General features: G+C 62.3%; 25 protein-coding genes. 9 read left to right on the forward strand and 16 right to left on the reverse strand.

Annotation, left to right across the window (positions count from 1 at the left end; genetic code table 11):
• Positions 1 to 74: 74 nt before the first annotated feature.
• Positions 75 to 341, forward strand: coding sequence for a cupin domain-containing protein (locus tag ABH945_RS20640; protein ID WP_429251745.1), 267 nt, complete (start codon positions 75 to 77; stop codon positions 339 to 341).
• 80 nt (positions 342 to 421) lie between these two features.
• Here ABH945_RS20640 and ABH945_RS20645 read toward each other — a convergent pair whose 3' ends face one another.
• Positions 422 to 1,537 carry a succinylglutamate desuccinylase/aspartoacylase family protein gene (locus ABH945_RS20645; protein WP_429251746.1) on the reverse strand — a complete coding sequence of 372 codons (1,116 nt, stop codon included), beginning with the start codon at positions 1,535 to 1,537 and terminating at the stop codon, positions 422 to 424.
• A gap of 40 nt (positions 1,538 to 1,577) precedes the next feature.
• The gene (locus tag ABH945_RS20650; protein ID WP_429251747.1) at positions 1,578 to 2,345 is read right to left on the reverse strand and encodes a transporter substrate-binding domain-containing protein; all 768 of its coding nucleotides are present in this window, start codon (positions 2,343 to 2,345) and stop codon (positions 1,578 to 1,580) included.
• Between the two features lie 117 nt (positions 2,346 to 2,462).
• Here ABH945_RS20650 and ABH945_RS20655 point away from each other — a divergent pair, with 117 nt between their 5' ends.
• Positions 2,463 to 3,383, forward strand: coding sequence for a LysR family transcriptional regulator (locus ABH945_RS20655; RefSeq protein WP_074770824.1), 921 nt, complete (start codon positions 2,463 to 2,465; stop codon positions 3,381 to 3,383).
• Positions 3,384 to 3,403: 20 nt separating this feature from the next.
• Here ABH945_RS20655 and lysA read toward each other — a convergent pair whose 3' ends face one another.
• On the reverse strand, positions 3,404 to 4,645 hold the full coding sequence (gene lysA, locus ABH945_RS20660) for a diaminopimelate decarboxylase (RefSeq protein ID WP_429251748.1): 1,242 nt from the start codon (positions 4,643 to 4,645) through the stop codon (positions 3,404 to 3,406).
• Positions 4,646 to 4,752: 107 nt separating this feature from the next.
• Here lysA and ABH945_RS20665 point away from each other — a divergent pair, with 107 nt between their 5' ends.
• Both ABH945_RS20665 and ABH945_RS20670 read left to right on the forward strand, forming a co-directional pair.
• Positions 4,753 to 5,688, forward strand: a complete 936-nt coding sequence (locus ABH945_RS20665; protein WP_429251749.1) for a LysR family transcriptional regulator — start codon at positions 4,753 to 4,755, stop codon at positions 5,686 to 5,688.
• 215 nt (positions 5,689 to 5,903) lie between these two features.
• On the forward strand, positions 5,904 to 6,758 hold the full coding sequence (locus tag ABH945_RS20670; protein ID WP_429251750.1) for an oxidoreductase: 855 nt from the start codon (positions 5,904 to 5,906) through the stop codon (positions 6,756 to 6,758).
• Between the two features lie 31 nt (positions 6,759 to 6,789).
• Here ABH945_RS20670 and ABH945_RS20675 read toward each other — a convergent pair whose 3' ends face one another.
• The 9 genes from ABH945_RS20675 to ABH945_RS20715 all read right to left on the reverse strand — a co-directional run bounded on the left by ABH945_RS20675 (position 6,790) and on the right by ABH945_RS20715 (position 15,415).
• Positions 6,790 to 7,206 (reverse strand): rubredoxin, encoded by a 417-nt coding sequence (locus ABH945_RS20675; protein ID WP_429251932.1) that lies wholly within the window; start codon positions 7,204 to 7,206, stop codon positions 6,790 to 6,792.
• Positions 7,207 to 7,285: 79 nt separating this feature from the next.
• Positions 7,286 to 7,495 (reverse strand): hypothetical protein, encoded by a 210-nt coding sequence (locus ABH945_RS20680; protein ID WP_253189785.1) that lies wholly within the window; start codon positions 7,493 to 7,495, stop codon positions 7,286 to 7,288.
• Entirely contained in the window at positions 7,495 to 8,565 is a 1,071-nt protein-coding gene (locus ABH945_RS20685; protein ID WP_429251751.1) for an alpha/beta hydrolase, read from the reverse strand. Before ABH945_RS20685 ends, ABH945_RS20680 begins: the two co-directional genes overlap by 1 nt.
• A 189-nt stretch (positions 8,566 to 8,754) precedes the next feature.
• Positions 8,755 to 9,993: a Rieske 2Fe-2S domain-containing protein gene (locus ABH945_RS20690; protein ID WP_429251752.1), complete on the reverse strand. Its 1,239-nt coding sequence runs from the start codon at positions 9,991 to 9,993 to the stop codon at positions 8,755 to 8,757.
• Positions 9,994 to 10,299: 306 nt separating this feature from the next.
• Complete coding sequence (locus ABH945_RS20695) at positions 10,300 to 11,751, reverse strand: glycosyltransferase family 2 protein (protein WP_429251753.1); 1,452 nt, start codon at positions 11,749 to 11,751, stop codon at positions 10,300 to 10,302.
• A 61-nt stretch (positions 11,752 to 11,812) separates the two neighbouring features.
• Positions 11,813 to 12,412, reverse strand: a complete 600-nt coding sequence (locus tag ABH945_RS20700) for a cytochrome b (protein ID WP_429251754.1) — start codon at positions 12,410 to 12,412, stop codon at positions 11,813 to 11,815.
• 351 nt (positions 12,413 to 12,763) lie between these two features.
• The gene (locus ABH945_RS20705) at positions 12,764 to 13,867 is read right to left on the reverse strand and encodes an SAM-dependent methyltransferase (protein WP_429251755.1); all 1,104 of its coding nucleotides are present in this window, start codon (positions 13,865 to 13,867) and stop codon (positions 12,764 to 12,766) included.
• A gap of 54 nt (positions 13,868 to 13,921) precedes the next feature.
• Entirely contained in the window at positions 13,922 to 14,698 is a 777-nt protein-coding gene (locus tag ABH945_RS20710) for a DUF1295 domain-containing protein (RefSeq protein ID WP_429251756.1), read from the reverse strand.
• A 99-nt stretch (positions 14,699 to 14,797) separates the two neighbouring features.
• Positions 14,798 to 15,415 (reverse strand): lipocalin family protein, encoded by a 618-nt coding sequence (locus tag ABH945_RS20715; RefSeq protein ID WP_074770834.1) that lies wholly within the window; start codon positions 15,413 to 15,415, stop codon positions 14,798 to 14,800.
• A gap of 182 nt (positions 15,416 to 15,597) precedes the next feature.
• Between ABH945_RS20715 and ABH945_RS20720 the strand changes: the two genes are divergently transcribed.
• Positions 15,598 to 16,491, forward strand: coding sequence for a LysR family transcriptional regulator (locus tag ABH945_RS20720; RefSeq protein WP_429251757.1), 894 nt, complete (start codon positions 15,598 to 15,600; stop codon positions 16,489 to 16,491).
• A 28-nt stretch (positions 16,492 to 16,519) separates the two neighbouring features.
• Here ABH945_RS20720 and ABH945_RS20725 read toward each other — a convergent pair whose 3' ends face one another.
• Positions 16,520 to 17,362 carry a DMT family transporter gene (locus tag ABH945_RS20725; RefSeq protein WP_074770836.1) on the reverse strand — a complete coding sequence of 281 codons (843 nt, stop codon included), beginning with the start codon at positions 17,360 to 17,362 and terminating at the stop codon, positions 16,520 to 16,522.
• A 103-nt stretch (positions 17,363 to 17,465) separates the two neighbouring features.
• On the opposite strand from ABH945_RS20725, the gene gcvA reads away from it, so the two are divergent.
• From gcvA to ABH945_RS20745, 4 genes are all read left to right on the forward strand, one after another.
• Positions 17,466 to 18,386 (forward strand): transcriptional regulator GcvA, encoded by a 921-nt coding sequence (gcvA, locus tag ABH945_RS20730; RefSeq protein WP_429251758.1) that lies wholly within the window; start codon positions 17,466 to 17,468, stop codon positions 18,384 to 18,386.
• 295 nt (positions 18,387 to 18,681) lie between these two features.
• Complete coding sequence (locus ABH945_RS20735; protein WP_429251759.1) at positions 18,682 to 18,885, forward strand: DUF3562 domain-containing protein; 204 nt, start codon at positions 18,682 to 18,684, stop codon at positions 18,883 to 18,885.
• Positions 18,886 to 19,040: 155 nt separating this feature from the next.
• On the forward strand, positions 19,041 to 20,144 hold the full coding sequence (locus ABH945_RS20740) for an NAD(P)/FAD-dependent oxidoreductase (protein WP_429251760.1): 1,104 nt from the start codon (positions 19,041 to 19,043) through the stop codon (positions 20,142 to 20,144).
• Between the two features lie 27 nt (positions 20,145 to 20,171).
• On the forward strand, positions 20,172 to 20,633 hold the full coding sequence (locus tag ABH945_RS20745) for an N-acetyltransferase family protein (RefSeq protein ID WP_429251761.1): 462 nt from the start codon (positions 20,172 to 20,174) through the stop codon (positions 20,631 to 20,633).
• A 125-nt stretch (positions 20,634 to 20,758) separates the two neighbouring features.
• Here the strand turns inward: ABH945_RS20745 and ABH945_RS20750 are convergent, their stop codons facing one another.
• From ABH945_RS20750 to ABH945_RS20760, 3 genes are read right to left on the reverse strand one after another with little or no spacing between them, the layout of a single operon-like run.
• On the reverse strand, positions 20,759 to 22,162 hold the full coding sequence (locus ABH945_RS20750) for an MFS transporter (RefSeq protein WP_074770841.1): 1,404 nt from the start codon (positions 22,160 to 22,162) through the stop codon (positions 20,759 to 20,761).
• 25 nt (positions 22,163 to 22,187) lie between these two features.
• Positions 22,188 to 23,453: an NAD(P)/FAD-dependent oxidoreductase gene (locus ABH945_RS20755; protein ID WP_429251762.1), complete on the reverse strand. Its 1,266-nt coding sequence runs from the start codon at positions 23,451 to 23,453 to the stop codon at positions 22,188 to 22,190.
• Positions 23,446 to 24,411: a VOC family protein gene (locus tag ABH945_RS20760; RefSeq protein ID WP_429251763.1), complete on the reverse strand. Its 966-nt coding sequence runs from the start codon at positions 24,409 to 24,411 to the stop codon at positions 23,446 to 23,448. The genes ABH945_RS20755 and ABH945_RS20760 overlap by 8 nt, the downstream gene beginning before the upstream one ends.
• Between the last annotated feature and the right edge of the window lie 7 nt (positions 24,412 to 24,418).

A 24,418-nucleotide genomic window follows, 5' to 3' on the forward strand; every position in this document is an offset into this window, starting at 1 on the left:
AGCCCGGCACGGTCCTGCACGATCGGGCGGAAAGCGTTAAAGTCGTCGTCACTATTTCCCCCGATGGTGACCTCATGGATCGCGACACATTCACCGAAAGCCTGACGAAAGATGGCTTCCCCGAGGCCGTTTTAGTGACCCGCGAAGCCAACTCGGCGATGGATGTTCATCAGCATCCGTTCGAAGCGAAGGCGCTGATCGTCGATGGCGATATGCACATTCGCGTCGGCGATCAGGAACGCGCGTACAAGGTCGGCGATGTTTTCCATTTGCAGGCCAACGAAGCGCATTCGGAACGCTACGGTCCAAATGGCGTGACGTATCTGGTCGGACGAAAATAGCCACACGAACAGGCAATAAAAAACGGGAGCGTTTCTGACTTGCAGAAAACGCTCCCGTTCTTTTTCAGGCAAATGAAAAGTTACGCGCCCAGCAAGACGCCGGTTCTGAATGCGCGCGTTCCGGTTACGCGTCCCAACGGCGCACCCGTGGTCACGAAGCGGATCGCGCGTCGCATATACAGCACACCTTCCGTGTTGCTGCAGATGGTCGTAGTCTCGTCGGTCAGCGGATCGACGATATCGAACAGCGCCTGGCCGACACGAATCGTGTCGCCGATTGTCGCGCGATGCACGAGAATCCCGCTGACAGGTGCGTAAAACTGCTCGCTCCCGGCCAGCGGCGTAGCGGGCGACAGCAACTCCGGCAAAGGCTTCGCGTCGAGCCGGATCGCCTTGCGCCACACGAGGTAATCGACGATCGCGTCGGCGTCCTGCTGCGCCACTTCGTACGAAACGTCCCGCTGTCCGCGACACTCCACCGTCACCGCAATCGCGCCGTTCGGCACCGGTTTGTCCGCGGGCAATTGCTGCTGCAGCGTCCACCACAACAGGCTGTGCGTTTCATCGAACGACTCGCCGCCCGAATTGGTCGCGAGCAACGACGCCTGCGCGCCGAGATAGCGCGACAACGGCTCGAACTCGGGCCACGCGGCCTCGCTGGTGTAGAGGTGCATCGCGGCTTCGAGCGAGCAATGCAGATCGATCACGACGTCGGCGTCGAACGAGAGCTTCAGCATCGCCAGTTGCAGCGATTCGAATTCGGTCAGCGGCTTTTGCTCCGCGAGTTCCGCCGCGATCAACTCGCGAACGATCCGGCGGTTCTCCTTGACGTCGGAACTCAACGCCTCTTTCGCGCGCGCGACGAGTTTCGAGAATTGCAGGAAGTGCCGGTTGAAGTTCTTGCCGCTGCCCAGATCGAAACGTCCGAGAAACTGACCGAGCACGTACTGGCCGAGACCGACCGGATTCGCCACCGGCACCAGCACGATTTCCGCATCCAGCAGACCCTGCTTCTCCAGTTCGATCAGACGACGCTTGAGCAGCACGGTCGTGAGCATCGCGGGTGTTTCGTCCGCGTGCAACGACGACTGGATATAAATCTTTTGACCGCTATTTTCAGGGCCGAAATGAAACGACACCAGTTCGCGGTGCGTGCCGATAGCCGGCGATAGAAGCGGAGTCGATTGCCTGTTCATGAGCGGAAAGCCTGCGCAATAAAAGTGAGAAATAAGAGAATCAATTGCCGTACGGATCGAAGTCGAAGTACTTCTTCGCGATCTGCGCGTACGTGCCGTCCTTGAGCATCGACGCGATGGCCGCGTTGATCGACGCCTGCACCGCCGTTTCATCCTTGCGCAGACCGATACCGACGCCACGGTCGCCCATCGAAAGCGGCTCGCCGACAAACGCAAAGCCCTTGCCTGCGGGCGTGCGCAAAAAGCCGATGTCCGCTTCGACCGAGCCGAGCAACGCGCCGTCCAGGCGGCCGTTCTGCAAGTCCGCGAACACTTCGTCCTGCCCCTTGTACGCGATCACGTGCGCGCCGAGCGGCGCCCAGTTTTTCAACGCATACGCCTCGAACTGCGTGCCCGATTGCACGCCGATCTGCTTGCCCGTCAGCGCGTTCGCACCGCCCGCGAGCGGCGAGCCTTGCCGCGCGACCAGACGCGACTTGAACTGGAAGATCTTCGACGAAAACAGAATCTGCTGCTCGCGCTTTTCGGTGATCGCCATCGACGAGAGAATCGCGTCGATCTTGCGCGCCTGAAGCGCCGGGATCATGCCCGAAAATTCGAGTTCTACCCACTGGCAGCGCGCGTGGATGCGCCGGCAGATTTCGTTGCCGAGGTCCACGTCGAAGCCCTTGAAGCTGCCGTCGGGCGCTTTGGCGTCCATCGGCGGATAGCTCGGGTCGATGCCCAGACGCAAGGTGGTCGACTCAGCGGCAAACGCGCCGCTGCTGAAAGTCAGCGCGGCGCTCAGGATCATCAGCGGAATTTTCATGGGGCGAGGTGTGGTTTTGGGCGGATTGCACGCATCGTAAGCGGTTGCCGCGCTTCAAAGAAGTCCCATTCGGACTATCATGATCACTTTTACCGATCACCAGAACCGGAAGACTGCATGGCATTGACGATCTCGCAGTTGCGCGCATTCACCGCCGTCGCCGAGCACGGCAGCATTCGTGCGGCGTCGCGGGCGCTAGGCATCGCGCAGAGCGGGATCACGCAGCAATTGCAGAACCTCGAATCGATGCTCGGCGCGACGCTGTTCACGCGCACGAATCGCGGCATTGCGCTGACTGCGCTGGGGCAGCGGCTGTTGCAGCGGGCCGGGGCGATCATCGGCGAATGCGAGCGGGCCGAGCAGGAAGTGCAGCAATTGCGCGGCGATTATGTCGGCGAGGTCACGTTCGGGATGACCACCGAACCGCTCGTCGACGCATTCGCGCCGGTGCTGATGGAATTTCGCACGCGCTTCGAGCGGGTTGCCGTGCATCTGCGCACCGGCACGTCGCGCATGATGATCTCGTGGATCCGCGAGGGCACGCTCGATTTCGCGGCGGCGCTGGTGTCGAAACATACGGACACGGCGGATCTATCGGTGACGCCGCTGTATCCGTCCGATCCGGTGATCGTGTGCCGGCAGGGTCATCCGAAAGCGGGCGCGACGTCGCTGGCCGAACTCGCCGATTGCACCTGGGTCGCGACGCGCTCGCCGAATCTCACCGACGATCCGCAGATGAATCGCCTGAATCATCTGTTCGAGAGTCACGCTTTGCCGCCGCCGAAAATCATCGCGACGGTCGAAGGTTTGTACGAAACGCTGCATCTGGTCGGCGCGACAGATTGTCTGTCGCTGGAGTCGTCGGTCGTGGTGAAGCGCGGGCCGTTTGCGAACACGCTTACCGCAATCGCCGTGCGCGAGCGGGCAGTCGAGCAGAACGTTTGCCTGCTGCAACGCGCGGCGATTCCGCTCACGCCCGCCGCGCAGGAACTGGCGACGATGATCGCTTCGTACACGCGCACGGTGCGCGCGCGGTGACACCTCGCCGAGGTGCAGCGTCAGGCGAACGCTTCGAGCGCGATCAGTTCGTCGATCGTTTGCCGACGCCGGATCAGCCGTGGCTTGCCCGCCTCCAGCAGCACTTCGGGCGCAAGCGGCCGGCTGTTGTAGTTCGATGACATCGACGCCCCGTAAGCGCCCGCGTCATGAAACACGATGAAGTCGCCCACTTCCGGCGCGGGTATCGATCGTTCGATAACGACACCGCCTTCGGCTTGCGTGAATACATCGCCGGCTTCGCACAACGGACCCGCTACCGCATGCGGTTCAACGGGCGCATCGCTCGGCACGCCGCTGCTTTTCAGCACGCTTATCTCGTGGTGGCTGCCGTAAAGCGACGGCCGCATCAGATCGTTGAATCCGGCATCGACTAAAGCAAATTGCCGCGTGGGCCGACGGTTCAGCGCATGCACCTCCGCGACGAGCGCACCGGCCTGCGCCACCAGAAAACGCCCCGGCTCGATTTCCAGTCTCACTGGATGTCCGACATGCGCTTCGATCCGCCGACGCGCGGCGTCCCACAGCGTGAAGTAGTGGCCGGTGTCGATACGCAGCTCGCCTTCGCGATACGGCACCGACAGACCACCGCCCGCCGAGATGGCCTCGATATCGTGGCCGAGACCGGTCACTGCATCGACCATCGCATCACACACGCGCGACAGGTGCGCATAATCGACGCCCGAGCCGATATGCATGTGCAACCCGACCAGCTTCAACCGATAACGCCGCACGATCTCCAGTGCGCGCGGCACGTCATCGAGCCAGACGCCGTGCTTGCTATGCTCGCCGCCCGTGTTGGTCTTATTGCTGTGCCCGTGACCGAAACCCGGATTGATCCGCAGCCACACGCGATGACCTTCGGGGGCGTGCCGTGCTATCCGTTCGAGCATATCGAGCGATCCTGCGTTGACGGTGATGTGCCTGTCGAGCACGGTGGATAGCGTCGCGTGGTCGATCAGATCGGCGGTGAAAACCACTTCATCGCGCTCGCCACCCGGCACGAAACCCGCAACAAGACTCCGCGCGATTTCCCCGAGCGAAACCGCGTCGACCAATACGCCTTCGTCACGCATCAACTTCAGAAGGTGCACGTTCGAACACGCTTTCTGCGCGTAGCGGATCACGTCGAAACTGCGTAGCTCTGCGATACGTTCACGAATCGTGTCGGCGTCATAGACCCAAAGCGGCGTGCCGTGCTGCCGGGCAAGTTCCACGAGTTGCTGCGAATTGAATGGCGTCACGGTTCTCTCGATGTCGAAGCGGAAATGTGATCGACATCATGATGAAAACGGCGCATTCAGTAAAATACCAATTGTTCGACTGTCCATTCACTTCTGATATACCCACTATGGCGCTCACTCACCGGCACATCGAAGTCTTTCGCGCGTTGATGACGGCGGGCAGCGTCACCAAAGCAGCCGAAATGCTGTTCACGTCGCAGCCCACTGTCAGTCGCGAACTCTCGCGCATGGAGCAGAGCATCGGCTTTGCGCTGTTCGAGCGTGCGCATGGACGGCTGCGTCCCACGATGTCCGCGCTCACTTTGTTCGACGAAATCAAGCGCGCGTATGTCGGGCTCGAACGGGTCGCCTCGACCGCAGCCAGCCTGCGTGAATTTCAGGGCGGCCAGCTTTCCATCATCGCGCTGCCCGCGTTCTCTCATTCGATCTTGCCAGGCGCGTCAAAGCGCTTTCACGATGCACAGCCTGGCGTAAGCGTGTCGATCGCCACGCAGGAGTCTCCGTTTCTCGAAGAATGGCTGACCGCGCAACGCTACGATCTCGGCCTGACCGAACACGACGCGCCGCCGCCGGGCACGCGTCTGACGCCGTTGCTCGAAGTGGACGAAGTGTGCGTGTTGCCGGACGGGCATCCGTTGCTCGCGAGGCGCACGATCGAGTTGAAAGATTTCGCGGATCAGGCCTTCATCAGCCTCTCGTCGAGCGATCCTTACCGGTTGCAGATCGACGAAGCATTTGCGCAGGCGGGCATCGCGCGCCGCCAGCTCATCGAAACGCCGACTGCGGTTTCCGTATGCAGTTTCGTGCGGCATGGGCTCGGCATCGCGATCGTCAATCCGCTTACCGCTGTCGATTTCGCCGGACGCCATCTGCATATCCGGCCGCTCGCGGTGTCGTTGCCGTTTCGCGTGAGCGTGGTTCATCCCGAGCATCGTCCGGGGCATCCGCTGGCCGGTGCGTTTGTCAAAGCGCTGCAAAGCGAAGCGGCGGCGCTGCGACTACAATTAAAAATTCACGTTGGAACAGGGCGCAAACAGCGATAACGCCCCGTTCATATCGGTCATTCACACACGCCCTGCGCAACACGCTCCTGCCGACGCCAATTCGGTTTTCGCGCGGCGCGAACATCCGCACACGCGCCGCGCTACCAGGAGCGGGCACGCTTCGAGCTAAACCAGCACACAGGCAATTGATTCGCGGACGCGAGCGATGCCACGCGTCCTCACACGTCGTAGACCATCAACAGGAGTTTTCCCAAATGATGAATCGAGACAATCCCGTCTGGCTGATTACAGGTTGCTCCACCGGCTTCGGCCGTGAACTGGCAAAGCTGGTGCTGGAGCGTGGCTGGCGCGCCGTCGTGACCGCGCGCGACCCGTCGAAAGTGAAAGATATCGCCGAGGGCCACGGCGACCGTGCGCTGGTTCTACCGCTCGACGTCACGAACCGCGCGCAGATCGAGCAGACGGTCGCGCAGGCCAAACAGCATTTCGGCCGAATCGACGCGCTCGTCAACAATGCGGGCTACGGCTATCTGGCCGCGATCGAGGAAGGCGAGGACGACGCAGTGCGCGCGATGTTCGAGACCAATGTGTTCGGTCTAGTCGACATGACCAAGGCCGTTCTGCCAGTCATGCGCGAGCAGCACAGCGGGCTGATCGTCAACGTGTCGTCGATTGGCGGCATTACGAGTTTTGCCGCAACCGGCTACTACCACGCGACCAAGTACGCGGTGGAAGGTTTGTCGGAATCGCTCGCTCAAGAGGTGAAGCCGCTCGGCATCGGCGTGCTGATCGTCGAACCCGGCCCGTTCCGCACGAACTGGGCGGGGCCGTCGATCAAGCAGTCGTCGACGGTGATCGACGATTACGCGGACACCGCCGGCGTGCGCCGCAAGCAGACCGGCGAACGTAGCGGCAAGCAGGCGGGCGATCCGGTGCGCGCGGCGCAGGCGATCATCGACGCTGCGCTGTCGGACCAGCCGCCATTGCGTCTGCTGCTCGGCAAGATGGCGCTCGATCTCGCGCACAAAAAGCTGGACTTCATGCGCGGCGACTTCGATACGTGGAAAGCCGCGACAGAGGGCGCGGACTATCCGGAAGGGTCAGCCTGACGAAACCCGCGGCGAACCCCGGCGCAGGCCGTTAAAACTCGACTAGCGCGAAGTCTTCCTTGCCCACGTCGCAAAGCGGGCAGCGCCAGTCGGCCGGGACGTCTGCCCAGCGCGTGCCCGGCGCGATACCTTCGTCCGGCAGTCCGGTGGCTTCGTCGTACACCCAGCCGCAGATCACACAGACCCACTGCTTGAAGTCGTCCGCGGAAACGGTGCTGGGGGCCGCCGGGCCGGCCGGGCTGACGTCCTGCGACGGCGGCGTCTCGTCGAGACTCACCACCAGCGGCGCGTCGTTGCCGCCTGCGCCGCCCGCAAGACGGGCTTGCAGGCTTTCCAGCAGGCGTTGCGCCTCGGCCTGCGTCAGATCGATCCAGTAAGGATCGCCCGCGCCGTCGTTGAGTCGCTCGGGAGAAAACTGGAGTTCTACGGCTACGCCCTTCTTGTACATGGCAATCGGAATATCGATGAAGCCGGCAACATCTGCCGGCATAAGGCCCCGAGCGCGATACGACGGCCCGGCGGCGTAATTAGACGAACTGATTCAGCACGATGGCGGCGATCAGACCTGCAGCGCCGATAAGGCCCAGCAATTGAAGCAAAGTCAGCGATTTTTTCGGTGCGGTGGCGATTTGTTGCGTGTTCACGGGCGTTCTTGGAAATGGAAAAAAACGAAATGGTACACGGGTGTGAGGGTCGCGCATCCCGATTGGCGCAAACCCGCGTGCATTCGTTGCCATTATCGCCGCTCGAGCGCGCCGGATTGCCTACCCTGCGGAGATGATCTAATTCTCCGCCGGGGGGATCGATCGTCGATGAACACGGCCTCGCTCGCGCGTTCGGACACCACCGCCACGATGGTCGCCACCGCGACCGGCTCCAGCGTCAGGCCAATGTGTCCGACTCCCGGCACGATTGTGACCGGCACCACCCGCCCGGCTTCCTCGAAGACTCCGGCGAACGCATCGGAGTGAAACGCTTCGTCGTTTGCGCCGACCAGCACTTCGAGCGGCCGGCGCGTCGCGCGAATGTCGGCGCGATAGTTATTGTGCGGTCTGAAATTCTGCGCGAGGCTGTACGAATATCGCGGCGTGAGTCGCGCGGCAGCCTCGGGAGCCAGCGCATACGCAATGACCGGCAGATGGTTGAAGAACCTGATGCGCATCGTGTTGAGGATCGTCAGCACAACCGTTCGCGCGATGCCCACGTTCACCCATCCGCCGACCGAAGGCGGTGTGGTCGGCGCGTTCTGGTGGATGAACGGTGCGAGCAGCACGTAGCGGTCGAATGCGAGTTGCCGTGCATCGCCCGCGAAGCGCAGTGCGAAGCCGCCGCCGGCTGAGAAGCCCACCAGCGTGCGCGGGCCTGCCGGCTGAACCGCGTCGAGGAAATCGCCGAGGTCGTCTTCGAGCTGGCCGATGTACGCGATCGTGCCTTTTTTGCCCGATTCGCCGTGGCCGCGCATGTCGGGCACGTAGACGTCATAGCCGGAAGCCGCGAGCGCTTTCGCCAGCGTGTGCATGCTGACACCGCTCGCCGACGAGCCGTGAATCAGTACCGCGCTGCCGCGCGGCTTTGCCGGAGAACGCCCTGCATAGCGACGGTACGCGAGCGCCGTGTTATCGCGCGCGGTGAAGTGTTTGGTGGGGGGTAAATCGGAGGTATCGACGGATTTGAAAGGCTCGTTGATCGACGCGAGCGGTGGCGGCTGCTTCGGGCCGCCCTTCACGAGCGCGACGGCAAGCGCCACGATGACCAGACCCACAAGAAACGCGACAACAGGCACGACTGCAAGCAGTTCGGTACTCATCGAATGGGCCTCTCTCTCAGGCGTTAATTATTTTCGCGGATGTTCCGCTCGATGAGTCTGCGCGTGGCGCTTATTGTTTTCGGACTTCAGACCCGAAAACCACTGAGTGATCTCGGGTCGCCGCTTGGGCACGCCGCTCATCGTCGCCGATGATTGTACGGTCCTTCGCGGCTTCGACAAACCCAAATGTCAGGTTTTCGCCAACGGGTTGCCCTGGCGCGAATCCCAGAAACGGATCACCGACGTGTCGCCGGTTCCTGCACCGACTACGAGGTCCGGCGCGCCGCCCTCGCGCAACAATGCACGCAGCTGGTTGATCACCGGAAACACCTCGTGATTCCAGTCCGCGCCCTGCGAATCGTGCGCGCGCTGTTCGGCTTCGACGATCTCGCGATCTTCCTTGAAGATCCGTTCCGTGAACCACACAAGCAACGGCCACGCGAGATTCAGCACACCGGGAATGCCTGGCTTGCGGATCGACAGCAAGCCGAACGTACGGTTGGTACGCTGCTCGCGGTCGAGCGGCACGTAGACGATCCACAGGTCCATCACCAGTGTCTGCTCCGACGTGCGGATTTTCAGCGTCTGATACGGATACTCAGTGCGGATCGTCATCACGTCCTTGTCGTTGTCGCCGCCGGTTTTACGGCTTTGACCGAACACGATCGCTTCGCCAATCGGCTGCTGCCCGGCCATACGCGCAAACGTGTAATCGACTTCGACCCAGCCTTCGCCGTGCCGCCGACCCAGCGAGCGCGCGCGCATCTGCCCCATCTGCTTGCGGTGCAGGAACTGATGGTTCATGTCCATCAGGTTCTCGTGCATGAACGAGTAGTGGCAATTCACAGGACGGCCGAAGCGGCGCGTCTTGTACTTCTTGTCCGCGACGGAGCCGAGGTTCGGGAGCGGGCGCTGTTCGGCCAATGCGGCATCGCCGGGGAATACGAAGATCAGGCCTTCGAGTTCCTGGCACGGGTAAGAGCGCACGCCGTTCGGCAGACGCTCGCGGCCCAGATACGGCACGTCGATACATTTGCCCGAGCAGTCGTAGGTCCAGCCGTGGTAGCCGCAACGAATCGACTCGCCATCGACGACACCCTGATGCAACGGTACCTGGCGATGCGCGCAGCGATCTTCGAGCGCGAACACCTTGCCGGACTCCGTACGCGCCAGCACGATCGGATCGCCCGCGAACGTGACACCGTGGGTCTTGCCCGCCTTGACTTCATGCGACCACGCGAGCGGATACCAGTAATCAGGATGAATGCCGACGCGGCGCAGATCGCGGACCGGCGCGTCGTTAGCGGCCACGTCTGGCGCATGGGCATGGGCCGTGGCGTGAGCGGTGTTTTGCGGAGCGGTCTCGGCAGGCGACGCATCGACGGTTACATCGACCGTGTCTTGTTCGAGCGGTGGAACAGCATGCATACGTGAAGTCTCCGTGCACGGGCGGATAGAAGGTCGCCGCCCTGCAAATGGAGGGCGGCATCGTCGCCAGTCTACTAGAAGCCGCTGTCGCACGGGTCCGATGGCGGCATGGCAAGCCGGTCCGGCGACGCTTCCTGGAGACTGTGCACGCGCCGTGCCTGTGGGTCGCGGAGACGTCCGCGAAATGCTTTAGAGATGACTGACGTCAAGCCTGAGCATCACCTGAGTGGACTCACGTGATGCCCAGGCGTGATTCGAATACTGCGGCGAATGTCGTTACGCGCTTTAAAAAACCGCCACGCGCCGTTACTGCTCGTCGGGCGCGACCAGGCCGGAGCGCCGTTGCACGCCCCACACCCGGCCGCCGCGCAGGAACTGCAACCAGCCGAGTGCCGCGCCGACATGGCGTACCAACTGGAAAGTGAAAGGCTCGGCCACGGCCGCGAGCATCGCCATGCCCAGGCTGTTGCCGCTGCGCTCGCCCGTCCAGCGTCGATACAGATGGATGCTCCACAGGTAAAACGCGAGGTCGATCGCCGTTTTCAGGCCGATGACGCTGAAGATCGACACCACGATTGCGCCGTGTCCGCCGAACAGAAAGCCGAGCAGCAACACGAACGCGGTCAGGCCGTAGATGGGCTGCATGGTGTCGACCGCCTTGACCGGCAGCATCAGCATGCCGAGCGTGCCGTAGCGCGGATTGCCAGTCATGTCGCGATTCCAGTATTGCGTTTGCAGGAAACCCGCAAACCAGCGACGGCGTTGCCGCAGGAAGCTGCCGAGGTTATCCGGCGCGTCGGTGTGCGCATGCGCTTCCCCGACCACGCGCACGTCCCAGCCCAAACCGTGGTCGACCGAATAGCGGCGCAAGCGGTGAATCAGTTCGTAATCTTCGACCAGGCATTGCGGATCGAAGCCACCCACGTCGACCAGCGCATCGCGCCGGAACGACGCAAACGCGCCCGAGATCAGCAGCAGACTATCGGCGCGCATCCACGCAAAACGGGCGATGAAATTGCGCATGTATTCGTAAGTCTGGAACCACTGGAACACGCGCCCCGACACCGTTTTGCCGCAGACCGGCACCAGAATGCCCGCCGCGGCCACCAGCTTCGGCTCGCTCGCGAAAGCCGCGCGCATCGCATAGGTGGCGTCGTCGTCGAGCAGCGTGTCGGCGTCGACGGTCATCACGGTTTCCGTGGTCATCACCGTGATCGCCGCGTTCAGTGCGCGGGCCTTGCCGCCATGCGGCACGCGCAGCCAGAACAGGTTCGGATACAGCGAACTGGCCGCGCTCAGCACGCCGTCGGCGGCGGGCGTGAGGCCGAAGCGTGCGGTGAGAAGTTCGCGGGTGGCATCGGTGGAGCCGTCGTCGGCAATCACGATCTGCGCGGGGCCGTACGTTTGCCGCAGCAACGCCGCGAGCGTGACCGGCAACACGGCCGCTTCGTTATGCGACGCGACGATCACGCCCATCTCCGGCAAGCGGCGCTGATCGGTATCGGCATCGAGCGGCGGCGTGCGGCGCATCAACGGCAGCGATTTCCACGTGACGAACGCGAGCAGCAGCGTGTCGTACACCACATACGCAATCCCGGTCGACCAGGCCAGAGCGCCCTGCAGAAAAAACGCGCGTGCGAACAGCAGCAGCCACAACGCGACGACGCTGAAGTGAATCAGCGTGCTCGACAGTGTCGTGCGACGCGGCAGGATGCGCGGCGATGCGAGAGCGAGCGCCTGTTCAAGGGTTTTCTTCAAAGTGGCTGCCGGTTTCGTTGATAGTGCAACGGGAGAACTGACTGAAAAAGGAACACGCCGCTCACGGCACCATGCGCTTCAGAACCGACTTGCGGTCGATCCACTGATGCTTCAGCGCGCCGCCGATATGCATGGCCAGCAATGCATAGAGCGCGTAACCGAGCCACGTATGCAACGCACCGAAGCGGTCGTGCAGGCTCTCCTTCAGCGTCGGATCGAGGTTCATCACATAGCCGATACGCGGCCACGGAAACAGATTGAACAGACGCATAGGGTGCGTAGCCGCATCTTTCCACGCGGAATCGTGCAGCCAGCCTGAAAGCGGCAGCGCAATCATCAGCAGATACAGCAGAAAGTGCGCGACATGCGCGGCAATTTTTTCCCACGATGGAAACTCGCGCGGCAACGGCGGCGGCTTGTGCGACACGCGCCACAAAATGCGCAGTAGCGCGAGACCGAGCACCGTGATGCCGATCGACTTGTGCGTATCCACCACCGGCCGCACCCAGTCGTCCGGCAACGAATCGGCGCTCAGGCCGAGTACGATGTTGCCGATCATCAGCAGCGCGATCAGCCAGTGCAGCGTCATGGCCGTGCGGGTATAGCGCGTCGGCACGGGTGCGCCGGTTGAATCGGCCAGAGAGTCGGCGTGAGAGTTCATGATGGTTTCGTCCGCGAATTCAATGCTGCGAAAGCTGTTTGAAAATACGGCTCCTGAGGAGCAGGTCCGGATGCACCGCCGGTATCAGGCTAACGCCCAAGTTTGCCGTTTTATTCCGCTACGCGCTTAAATGTATGTTTCAGTTTATTTCGATTGCGCGTTTGAAGGCTTGTGCGGTGTATGTGGCGCGGTGGATTGTTGCGCATCCAACCGCAGGAAGCAGCAGGAAATAGACCGCTATTGTCGTTGCTTTGGCGCGGCTATGTTCGGGACGGCGCGAGAAACGCGCAATCGAAACCTCATTGAAAGACAGCCGCTCGCGGCTGTCTTCCGGCAATGCTCTTTATCGGGTCACCGCTTCACAAACCGGTAATGCCCGACGCCCCACTCGTTGCCGTTCGCGTAACCGAACAGTTCGGCGACCGCCATATAGAACATGCGCCAGCGTTGCAACCACACGGCGGCCTCGCGCGCGCCGTAGGTGTCGATGAGCATCGGCATGACCCGATCACGCGCGGCGTCGAGCGCGGCAAGCCAGTGATTCGCGGTCCGCTCGTAATGCGTGCCGCTCACCCACCACTGCCGCTCCATGCGCATATCGTCCTGAAAGTTCAGCAGCAACGCTTCGGACGGCATCGTGCCGCCGGTGAAAAAATACTTCGACATCCAGTCGCCGCCGTCCTGCACTTCGAAGTGATACGCGAGCGTGCGATGCACGAAGATATGCACGAACAGCTTTGCGTCATCGCGCATCCAGCGTGAAATTTTCGCAAGCAGCAGGCCGTAGTTCTTCATATGCTCGAACATTTCAATCGACACCACGCGATCGAAGCCGCCTTGAAGCTGCGCGTCGTCGAATTCGAAATCGACGATATTGCCTGTCACGACCGTCAGATTGTGCAGACCTGACTCCGCCGCGCGTGCTTCGATAAACGCGCGCTGCCCATGCGAATTCGACAACGCGACAATGCGCGAGCGCGGATAGCGCGCCGCCAGCCACAACGACAGCGATCCCCAACCGCAACCGAGATCGAGAATGCACTGACCGTCGGCCAGTTCCGCGCGCTCGGCATAGCGTTCGAGCATCGCCGTTTCGGCTTGCGCAAGCGTCTCGTTACCGGTCGGATAAAGACAGCACGAGTACTTCAGATGCGGTCCGAGATGCGCATGAAAAAACGCAGCGGGCACCTCGTAGTGTTGCGTATTGGCGGCTTGCGTTTCGATTGCAATGGGACTCGCGCGCAGATCGTCCAGAAGACGGTTGAGCCGCTGCGCGCGCAACTCGCCGTTGTCGATCGCTTCGTCGCGTAGGCGCTGCCGCATCAACTGCCGCATACCGAAGCGGATCACGCCATCCGGCAGCCAGCCGCGTTCGCAACTGTGGATCAGCCAGCCGTCGCGGGTTTTGTCGGGCGATGGCGGCGGCATCGTGCGATCGGTCGTGGAAAGGCTCATGTGGCTGACTCCCGTTATCGTTGTTGTCGGTTTATTCGTGAACGCGCTCGCGTTTCAATGCCGCGGTGGCCATGGAATCAGCGCGCTGGTGGTGCGCATGTAATCGGCGTAACCCGGACGCCGTTTCGCCATGCTTTCTTCGAGCAGCGGAATACCGGATAGCTTCAGCAACAAAAACGCCATCAGCAGTGGCGGCAGCAGCGTGAACCATCCCCACGGCGTGCCGACCGACAGCGCGATATACGCGAGCCAATGCACGCACTCGAAGAAATAATTCGGATGCCGCGAGTAGCGCCACAAGCCAGCGCGGCACACCGTTTCGCGATTGGCGGGATCAAACTTGAAGCGCCGCAGTTGCCGGTCGGCGATCGCTTCGCCCGCCACCGACGCGGTCCACAGCGCAACCGCCAGCACCATCCAGCTGCCGGACACCGGCGTCGTGCGGTACGACGGCACGAGGAACGCAATCGACAGCAGCATCGATATCACGACCTGCAACTGGAAGAACCAGAACATCTTGCTGGCCGCCTGAGCGCCCCATTGTTCGCGGAAGCGGTGATAACGTGCGTCTTCCGGTTTGCCGAAGTTGCGCTTCCACAGATGCGTGCCGAGCCGCATCCCCCATACGAGGCCGCCGATCGCGGTCAGCGCGCGGCTCGATGGATCGCCTGTGCCGAGCACCGCATAGAGCACCGCGACCAAGCCGAGCGAATACGCCCAGATGGGATCGACCATGCCGGCGTTTTCGGTTTTCAATTGCCATGCCCACGTGGCGCTGAAAATCACGACCAGCGCGACCAGGGCAATCACGACGGCGGCAAGTGGCGACATGCGGCTCTCACTTTCTCACTCAGGGGCGATGCGGGTTATACGCGATAACGCCGGAATCGGATGCGGCGGATGCGCTGCGGTTTGCTTCCAGTTCCCCGGCTAATCCTTATCTCCCGGCGATGCAAAGCCTTCCTTACCCAACTGATCCGGCCGCTGCGGCACGCGCCTGAAACGCGACGTGTCGTAGCCCATCGCGTCGAGCCTGGCGAGTAGCGAGCGGTACATGTCGTCGCTGATATCGGGCGCGCGCGCAAAAATCCAGCCGAGGTTTTTCCCCGGATAACCGAGGATCGTGTACTGGTAATCGGGGTCCACATACAGCGTCAGTTGCGTAACGTGCACCGGCCAGAACAACTGCACGCTCCACTCGCCGCCGTCCTTACCCGGCACGGGCGTATCGAGGAACTGATAGTGCTTTTCCGGCGCATCGAAGCTCTTTTTGCGGGCGTAATACGAATCGTCGATCTTGCCGTCGTCGCGCAATTTCCATTCCGCGCGGCTGCCCACCATGTCGCGCTCGGCGAAATACGGAATGTTCGCGATGATGTACCAGCGTCCCATATAGCGCGGCAAATCGACCGGCACCGTGGCAAGCGGCTGGCTCGCACGAGGATTCGGATTCGGCGGATCGTTGGAGCAACCGGTCATCGACAGCAGCAATGCAGCCGCCGCGGTGGCGGCAGCTGTGACGGCAACGGCATAAACAATACGGCGCATGACGATGGCCTCGAACGTAGCGGTATTAACAGGTATTACGTTCGGCTTAGCCAGATGGATGCGCCGGCGATATGAAACACGGTGTGCGAAGGCATCCGCAAACCCATCGCCCATAGAGGAATCAAAGCCGCGAATGATGCTACATTGCCCTCACTCTGGACTTTGATTCCCGAATCGACAGCATGGAAAATCTGAGCGGAATTGTCGCCTTCGTCCACACGGCAGAGGCGGCCAGCTTCGTTGGCGCTTCGCAGCGGCTGGGATTGTCGTCTTCGGCTGTAGGCAAAAGCGTCGCGCGGCTCGAACAGCATCTCGGCGTGCGGCTGTTGCAGCGGAGCACCCGGCGCGTCAGCCTGACCGACGACGGCGAGCGCTTCTACGAGCGTTGCCGGCAGATTCTCGACGCGCTGAGCGAAGCCGAAACGATGATGCTGCAGGCCAATGCCGCGCCGCGCGGCCGCCTGCGCGTGAGCCTGCCGACCATCGGCTACCGTTTTCTGCTGCCGATCTTGCCGGAATTCGCCGAGCGTTACCCGGAAATCGATCTCGAACTGGATTTCAACGACCGTATCGTCGATGTGATCGAAGGCGGATTCGACGCGGCGATCCGCAGCGGCGACCTGCCCGATTCGCAGTTGATGGCAAGGCGGCTCGGCCCGTTCCGCTTCGTGTTGTGCGCGGCGCCGGTTTATCTGCGAAAGCATGGCGTGCCGCTCGCGCCCGCCGATCTCGCGCAACACGCCTGCCTGCGGTTCCGCTTTCCGACTTCGGGAAAGTTGCAGCACTGGGCGTTTCGCGGATTGCCGGAAGAGGCCGCCGCGCGCTTCCCGACAGCGTTGACGTGCAACAACATGGAAGCGTTGCGGGCAGCGGCCGAACTCGGACTCGGTATCGGCTATATGCCCGATTTCCTCGCGCGCGACGCGATTCGGGCGGGCACGTTGCAAAGCATTCTCAGCGAGCATCTGCTGCACGCGGGGCAGTTTTCGGTGCTGTGGCCGTCGAGCCGTCAACTGTCGCCGAAGCTGCGCGCGTTCGTCGATTTTTTGTCGGAGCGATTGTTCAGCGAAGCGTAGGCAAGCGCGGGCGCAACATCCGGCGGAATTAAAGCCCCAGACACACCGCGCCCGCCGCCACGACCACGCACGCCATCCAGCGCCTCGCGCTCACGGCTTCCCGCAAAAACACCCGCCCGATCAGCACCGCGAACACCACGCTCGTCTCGCGTAACGCCGACACCGTGCCCATCGCGCCCGACTGCATCGCCCAGATCACGATGCCGTACGCGCCAATCGACACGAGCCCGCCGGCCAGCGACGACGCCACCGCGAACGGCGCGGTTCGCACCGGCGTCCACAAGGCGGCGAGTCCACGCGACGCGATGAACAGCAACGGCATCAGCCAGTAGAACAGGAACATCCACGCGGTGTAGGCAAGCGCCTGGCCATCCGACAAGCGCACGCCGATCCCGTCGATCACCGTATAAAGCGCGATCGTCGCGCCGGTCGTCAACGCGGCGAGCGCACCCGCGCGCGACACGTGGCTGCCTTGCAACGCGATCGCGATAATGCCGCCCGAAATCATCGCGATGCCCAACGCGTGCAACGCACCAATCGACTCGTGCGCGAAAAACGCCGCGCCGAGCGTGACCAGCAGCGGCGACGAGCCGCGCGCGATCGGATACGCGAGCGCCAGGTCATTGCGTCGATACGAGCGCACGAGACTCACGTTGTAGACGATATGCACGAGTCCCGACGCGATGATGTACGGCCAGGCCGCGCGCGCCGGAAGCGGCACGAAGACGATGACGAGCGTGGCAACTGTCGCGATGGCGACGCTCATCCACGTCATCGACAGAAAGCGGTCGCGGTTGCCGTGCAGCATCGCGTTCCAGCTTGCGTGAAGCACAGCGGCCACGAGGACAAGACCGCCGGTATAGCTAAGCATGCAGATCCTAGCGAAAGGGGTTGTAAAGCGAGAAGAATAACTATCTTGTGACAGCCCAACAAACCAGATAAATTCGTCTTTCGCGTTAGATAACCTCACCCGAATGAAACGGACTTTACCCCCGCTCAATGCGTTGCGCGCCTTCGAGGCCGCGGGCCGGCTCGGCAGCTTCAAGGAAGCCGCCGCCGAATTGCACGTGACTCACGGCGCGGTGAGCCAGCATGTGCGTCTGCTGGAAGATTGGCTCGGCGCGCCGCTGTTCGAGCGCCATAACCGGCGGGTGGCGCTGACGCCGGCAGCGCGGGCGTATCTGGCGGAAATCGGGCCGCTTTTCGAGCGGCTCTCGCAGGCAACCGGCAGATACGGCTCCCCGGACGCGGTTTCGCGCACGCTCTCGGTGAATGCGCCTGCCAGCTTCACGTTGCGCTGGCTGATCCCGCGACTGGCGAATTTCCGCGCAGAGCATGCCGATGTGGACATCCACGTGGAGACGTCGAACCAGCATCTGGAAAGTTTGAAAGGGAGCTACGACCTGATCGTCCGCGGTGGCCCGGATACGTTTTATGGCTACTCGATGCGGCCGTTTCTGTCCGAAGAAAGGCTGCCGGTCTGCAGCCCCGCGCTCCTGCAGCGATTGCCGTTGCGCACACCGGACGATCTGCGGCACCACACGTTGCTGCATACGGCGAGCCTGCCGCGACTTTGGCCGGACTGGCTGACGAGCGTCTCGATCCCCGCACTCAGGCCTGCTGCCACGTTGACCTTCGATCACTTTTATCTGACGCTGCAAGCCGCGATCGACGGGATCGGCGTTGCGATGGGACCGACCGCGCTTGCCGCCGACGATCTCGCCTCTGGCCGGCTCGTCGCACCGTTCGCCGGGCCCCGTTTGCAGACGCGGAGTTACTGCACTTATGTTCCAGACGGAAAATCCGCTGATGAATTAGTCGCACAGTTCCGTTCATGGCTCGAACACGAAGGCATGCGCTCGCAAATCAATGCGGCGCTTCCTGAAGACTTGTAGTCGGCGACGGGGCCACCGCCGTGGTGGTCTTCGATAAGAGGGAATAAATCGTCGCACCCTTGTGCATCAACCGCGCGCTTTAACGTCCGTTTTTCTGCCTTCGATCAAAGCCGCACGCATTGATTTCCCGTACCGGCCCGCAGCGCGCGGCCCTGCCGCAGCGCAAGAAAATAATCTCTGTGAATCAGATCGCGCGATAGGTCAATTCAATTGGTATGCCGCCGGTTCGCATCCTGTAATGGACACCTGTTGCCCGCGTTCCATCCCGCCCAACCCGGCTCATCCGGAGATATTCATGTCGCAGCCTGAACCCGATATAGACGAAGTCGTCAGAAGCATCGCTGAAGAAACGGATACGCCCGCGGAAACGGTGTCGCGCATGTATGCGGACACATTGGCCACCTATCGGCACGAAGCGCGCGTATTCGATTACGTGCCGCTGTTCGCGGCGAAAAAAGTTCGCGACCAACTTCGTCATACGGTGAATCGCAAGCACTGAACGCAGCGGCGCCCGGAGACCACTCGCTGCCCGACACCACTTCTTACGCCGCGGCCCATTCGCGCGCCGCGACGTACTCACCCGCGCGCAAACGCGTACCCGTTATTTTCCTCGCTGCTAGACTTTGACCCTGAGCCATCGGCCGGGGGGATCGAATGCGGGTGACAATCGTAGGCGCGGGCATCGCCGGTTTGAGTACCGCATGGTCGCTCATCAAGCTGGGACACCACATCACGTTGATCGAGCAGGGCTCGATACCGAATCCGCTCGCGGCGTCGGGCGACCGTCATCGAATGATTCGCCGTGCTTATGGCGACGCCGACGGTTACGCGCGCACCATCGCCGAAGCGTTCGATAGTTGGGATCTGCTGTGGAACGACCTCGGCGTTTCCCACTATGCGAATTGCGGCGTGCTAGGCATTTCGCAATATCCGGGCGACGGCGCGGAGCAATTCCGCATCGGCCTCGACCGGATGGGCTTCGACTACGAGCGGCTCGACGCACGCGAAGCAGCCGCGCGTTACCCGTTCCTCGATCCCGGCACGTTTCGCTACGCTTATCTCGACCAGGACGGCGGCGCGCTGTTCAGCGAGCGCATTGCACGCGACGTCAAGGCGTGGCTCAAAATGCGCGGCGCCGACATTCGCATGAACACTAAAGCGCTCGCGGTCGATCCGCACGCAGCCACCGCGCAACTCGACGACGACACGATCGTGCGCGGCGACCGGCTCGTCGTCACCGCCGGTGCGTGGACGCTGCGGCTGTTTCCCGCGCTCGCCGGGAAATTGACGACGTATCGCAACGCCGTCGCGTATATGGAACCGCCCGTCGATCTCGAAGACGCATGGTCGAGCGCTCCCGCGATTGTCGATATCGGCGGACCGAGCGACGGCTACGTGTTACCGCCTCTCGACGGCATCGGCCTGAAGTTCGGCTCGGGAACACAAAAGGTGCGCGCACCGGACCCCGACGCCGATCGCATTGCCGCATCCGGCGAAGGCGACTCGCTGCGCAGGCTGTTTTCGCCGCCGTTTGGCCGAATCGACGAATATCGGGTGACGGAAGTCAAAACGTGCGCGTACACCTTCACCGCCGACCGGCGCTTCTTCTCGGAACGTATCGGCAACACGCTGGTGGTGTCCGCCTGCTCGGGGCACGGTTATAAATTCGGCGCGGCGGTCGGCCGGCGTATCGCACAATCGCTTGATACCGACGACCATCTGACGCTCGCGCGCTGGCTTAGAGCCGAGACCGTTTGATATTACATTTACCAAGGAATCCAGAACATGTCGGAATCGATCGTGATCCGCGCCGCTACCCCAGAAGACTTCGATGCGTGGCTGCCGCTGTGGGACGCCTATAACGCGTTCTATGGCCGCTCCGGCGAAACGGCTTTGCCGCGCGAGATTACGCATATAACGTGGGAACGATTCTTCGACGGCTACGAGCCGATGCATGCAATGGTCGCCGAACGCGACGGCCAGTTGCTTGGCCTGGTGCACTTCCTGTATCACCGTCATACAACGATGGCCGGGCCGATCTGCTATCTGCAAGACCTGTACACGCTCGACACCGAACGCGGCAAAGGCGTGGGCCGCGCGTTGATCGAAGCGGTGTACGCGCGGGCCAAAGCCGATGGTTCGCAACGTGTCTATTGGCAGACTCACGAGACCAATCAAACCGCGATGAAGCTTTACGACAACGTGGCCGATCGATCGGGTTTCGTCGTGTACCGGAAGGCGTTGTGACGCGCTGAACATTTTCATCGCGTCTTCCAGAAAGCGGCGACGCAAAAACAAAGGGCGCACCACCCAGTGCGCCCTTCGTCTTCCTGCTATTGCGGCACTTCAACATCGACCGCCCACCTGAACCTTCAAGCCTCCAGTTGCTCCAGCACCTTGCCCTTGGTTTCGATCCCCAGGAAATGCACCGCAAGCGCAGCGACAAACGGCACCGCTGCAAGAATATAAAACGCCACCTGCAGATTCCCGCCGATCATCGTCTTCGACACGATGGCCGGTGCGAAAATCGCCGCCACCTTGAGCCACGCGCCGCCGACTCCGCAACCCATCGCGCGGATGCTGGTTGGGTACAGCTCCGGCGTGTACACATAAGCCGTGATGAAGCCGCAAGCGAGGAAGCCGAGCGCGAACGCGCAGAACGTCGCGACCACGTACACCGACGATTCGTGGAACACCCCAGCCAGCAGCAACGAAACCGCGCACGCCACGAACGACACGTTGATGATCGGCTTGCGTCCCACCTTGTCGACCAGCAACGCGCAGGTCAGCGAACCGAGCACGCCGAGCACCGAAGCGGCCACCGCCAGATTCAGCGCGAGTTGCAGCGGCGCGTGATAAATCGTGCGATAGATGGTCGGCAGCCACGTCGACAGCCCGTACTGAATGAAGCCGCACGTGATCCACAGCATCGCGACGGCCAGCGTGCGCTTCAGATACGCGGGACCGAACAGATCGGCCATCCGGCGCTTCGGATGACGATTCGCCATCGCGTCGAATTCAGCGGAATTCGTGACCGGCGGCAACGGACCTTTGGCTGCACGTTCGAATGCCTGAACCGCTGCATCGGCTTCGACCATCCGCTCACGTTCGGCGAGCCAGCGCGGCGATTCCGGCACGAGCTTGCGCAGCACGAAGAACAGAATCAACGGCATGCCGCCGATGAAATACATCGCCTGCCAGCCGAAGCGCGGCACGATCCACGCACCCAGCGCATTCGACGCCAGCAGTCCAACCGGGAACACGATTTCATACAGCAGCACGAAACGCCCACGCCCATGCGCGCGGCTGATTTCGTTGATATACGTCGCGGCCACCGGCAATTCGCCGCCGAGCCCCAAACCCTGAATCACGCGCAGCGCGACGAATACGGCGAAGGTCGGCGCAAAACCGCACGCAATACTCGTAATGCCGATAATCCCCGAGCTCAACGCAATCGCGCGCACACGGCCCTTGCGTTCCGCGTACCAGGGGAACACGAACGCGCCGATCAACTGGCCGACCGAGCCGGAGCCGATCAGAAAGCCGATTTCCCACGGCGTCAGATGCCACTTCGCGATCAGGATCGGCAGCGTGGCCGCGATCGCGATCACGTCGAAGCCGTCGAAGAACGTCGCGAGACCGATCAGGATACGCGCGCGCACCTGCATCGCATTCGCCGGCATCCGCTCGAGACGCGCGATGATCGAGCCCCGGGTCACGGGACCTGAGACACCGGCGCTGCTGCGGTCCCCCAATGTGTTGTCGATGGTTCTCATGCCGTGGTGCCGTCCGTAGATGTGGTTAGGCCAGTGCCGTCGAGGCGTCGGTCAGGGTGGCAAGGTCGATCGTGCGGCCCTGGTTCATCCACTTGCGCGACAGTTTCAGTTCGCGCGGCGTGTTGATGGCGATCACGCCGCGAATCGCGCCGTCTTCCAGATGGAACAGCGTTGCGCGTTTGCCGGGCAGGTCGCCGCGTACGGCGAGTTGCGCGTCGCCCGGAATGTCGCCGAGAATCTGCAGATTGACGTCGTATTGATCGGACCAGAACCACGGAATATCCGCATACGGTTCGAAGGTGCCGAGCAATGCCTTCGCTGCTGCAATCGCCTGGTTCTGCGCGTTGGCCCACGATTCGAGCCGCACGCGGCGCTTCAACCACGCGCTCGGATGATTCGCGACGTCGCCGCACGCGAAAATGCGCGGGTCGTCGGTGGCGCCGAAGTGATCGACGACGATGCCGTCGTCCACCTTCACGCCCGCCGCTTCAGCCAGCGCCGTATGCGGCGTGAGGCCGATGCCGGCCACGGCGAAATCGGCGTCCAGCGTCGAGCCGTCGGCGAAGGTGGCGCGAATGCGGCCGGCGTCGTTCGGGTGATCTTCGAGCTTGACGAGCGATGCGTTCAACCGCACATCCACGCCATTGGCGCGATGCAACTCCAGCAGGAAATCGGAGACCATCGGCGGCAACGAACGTGCGCACAGACGCGGTGCGCCTTCCACCACCGTTGCGTCGACGCCGAGCTTGCGCGCGGTCGCCGCCACTTCGAGACCGATCCAGCCGCCGCCGACCACCAGCACGCGCTGGCTCGAACGCAGACGTTCGCCAAGTGCGACCGCTTCATCGAGCGTACGCAGATAGGCGATATGCGAGGTCTTCACGAGCGACTCCGGCAGCTTGCGCGCCGCGCCGCCCGTGGCGATCACCAGACGGTCGTATTGCACTTCACGACCCGACTGCGTGCGCACGATGCGCCGCTCACGATCGATCGAACTCGCGCAGTCCGGCTGCCACGCTTCGACGTTCAGCGCGTCGAAATCGTCCGGCTTCACGAGCCGCACGGTGTCGATATCCGCTTCACCGGCGAGCACCGCTTTCGACAGCGGCGGCCGTTCGTACGGCAGATGCACTTCGTCGGCGATCATCACGAGACGGCCGTCGAAGCCTTCCTTGCGCAATGTCTTCACGACCCAACCCGCCGCCTGGCCGCCGCCGATCACGACGATCGTGCGCGGTGCTTCGAGTCCGGCATGCGCGGCTTGCGCCTTTTCAGTGGCAGCGTCAGTCATTTTTGCGCTCCGTCATGAACTTGCCTTCCGGCGCCTTCGCATTTTTCTGCCGACGCGTATTGCCGTCGATGCCGCCGTCGATCGCCCATTCGGCGAACACCGTCGGACCCGGTTCGAAATCGCGCGGTTGCCAGTCGGGCGTGAGCTGGTCTTCATCGGCGTAGTACTCGATCAAACCGCCAGCCGGATTCTGGAAGTACCAGAAGTACGCCGACGACACCGGATGACGTCCCGGCCCGAGTTGCGTATCCCAGCCGCAGCGGCTGATATGCATGCCGCCGCCAAACACTTCGTGGATATCGCGCACGGTGAACGCGACGTGATTGAGACCGCGCTTTCCGTTGGGCAATGCCAGCAGGAAAATGTCGTGATGGCCGCCGTGCGGCGCGCAGCGCATGAATGCGCCACGACCCGGATAGCGGTCCGACATTTCGAAGCCGAGCAGTTCCTGGTAGAACTTTTCCTGTTCGGCGAGCTTGTTCGTGAAGAACACGACGTGTCCCACTTCGACCGGCTCCGCGCGTTCGTAGATCGGCGAAGGCTGATCGACACGCAGCGTTTGACCCCACACGTTCGACGGCGAACCGTGCACGTCGAGCGCCCGCTTGCGGGTCACTTCGACGCGAATCGCCATACCGTTCGGGTCGATGCAGCCGACCGCGTCGTCGGTTTCGAAATGGCCCGGCTGACCGGCGAAGCGGCCGCGCAGTTCGTCGAGTTCGGCCTTCGTCGCGACGCCCCAGGTCACTTCACGCAGCGTCGGACCTTCTTCGAACGCGGGCGGCAGCGACGGATCGTTCGCCTCGACGGCGAGAATCGTGCAGCCGTTCAGCGTTTCGAAGCGCGCGTGGGTTTCGTCGTGCGCGGTTTCTTTCAAGCCCCAGTCCGCGAAAAAGCGGCGGCAGGTGGCGAGATCCGTCACGCCGTAAATAATCTGTTCAATGCCGAGAATCGTCATAACGTGC

It is taken from the genome of Paraburkholderia sp. GAS333, from assembly GCF_050435665.1.
GTDB lineage: Bacteria > Pseudomonadota > Gammaproteobacteria > Burkholderiales > Burkholderiaceae > Paraburkholderia > Paraburkholderia fungorum_A.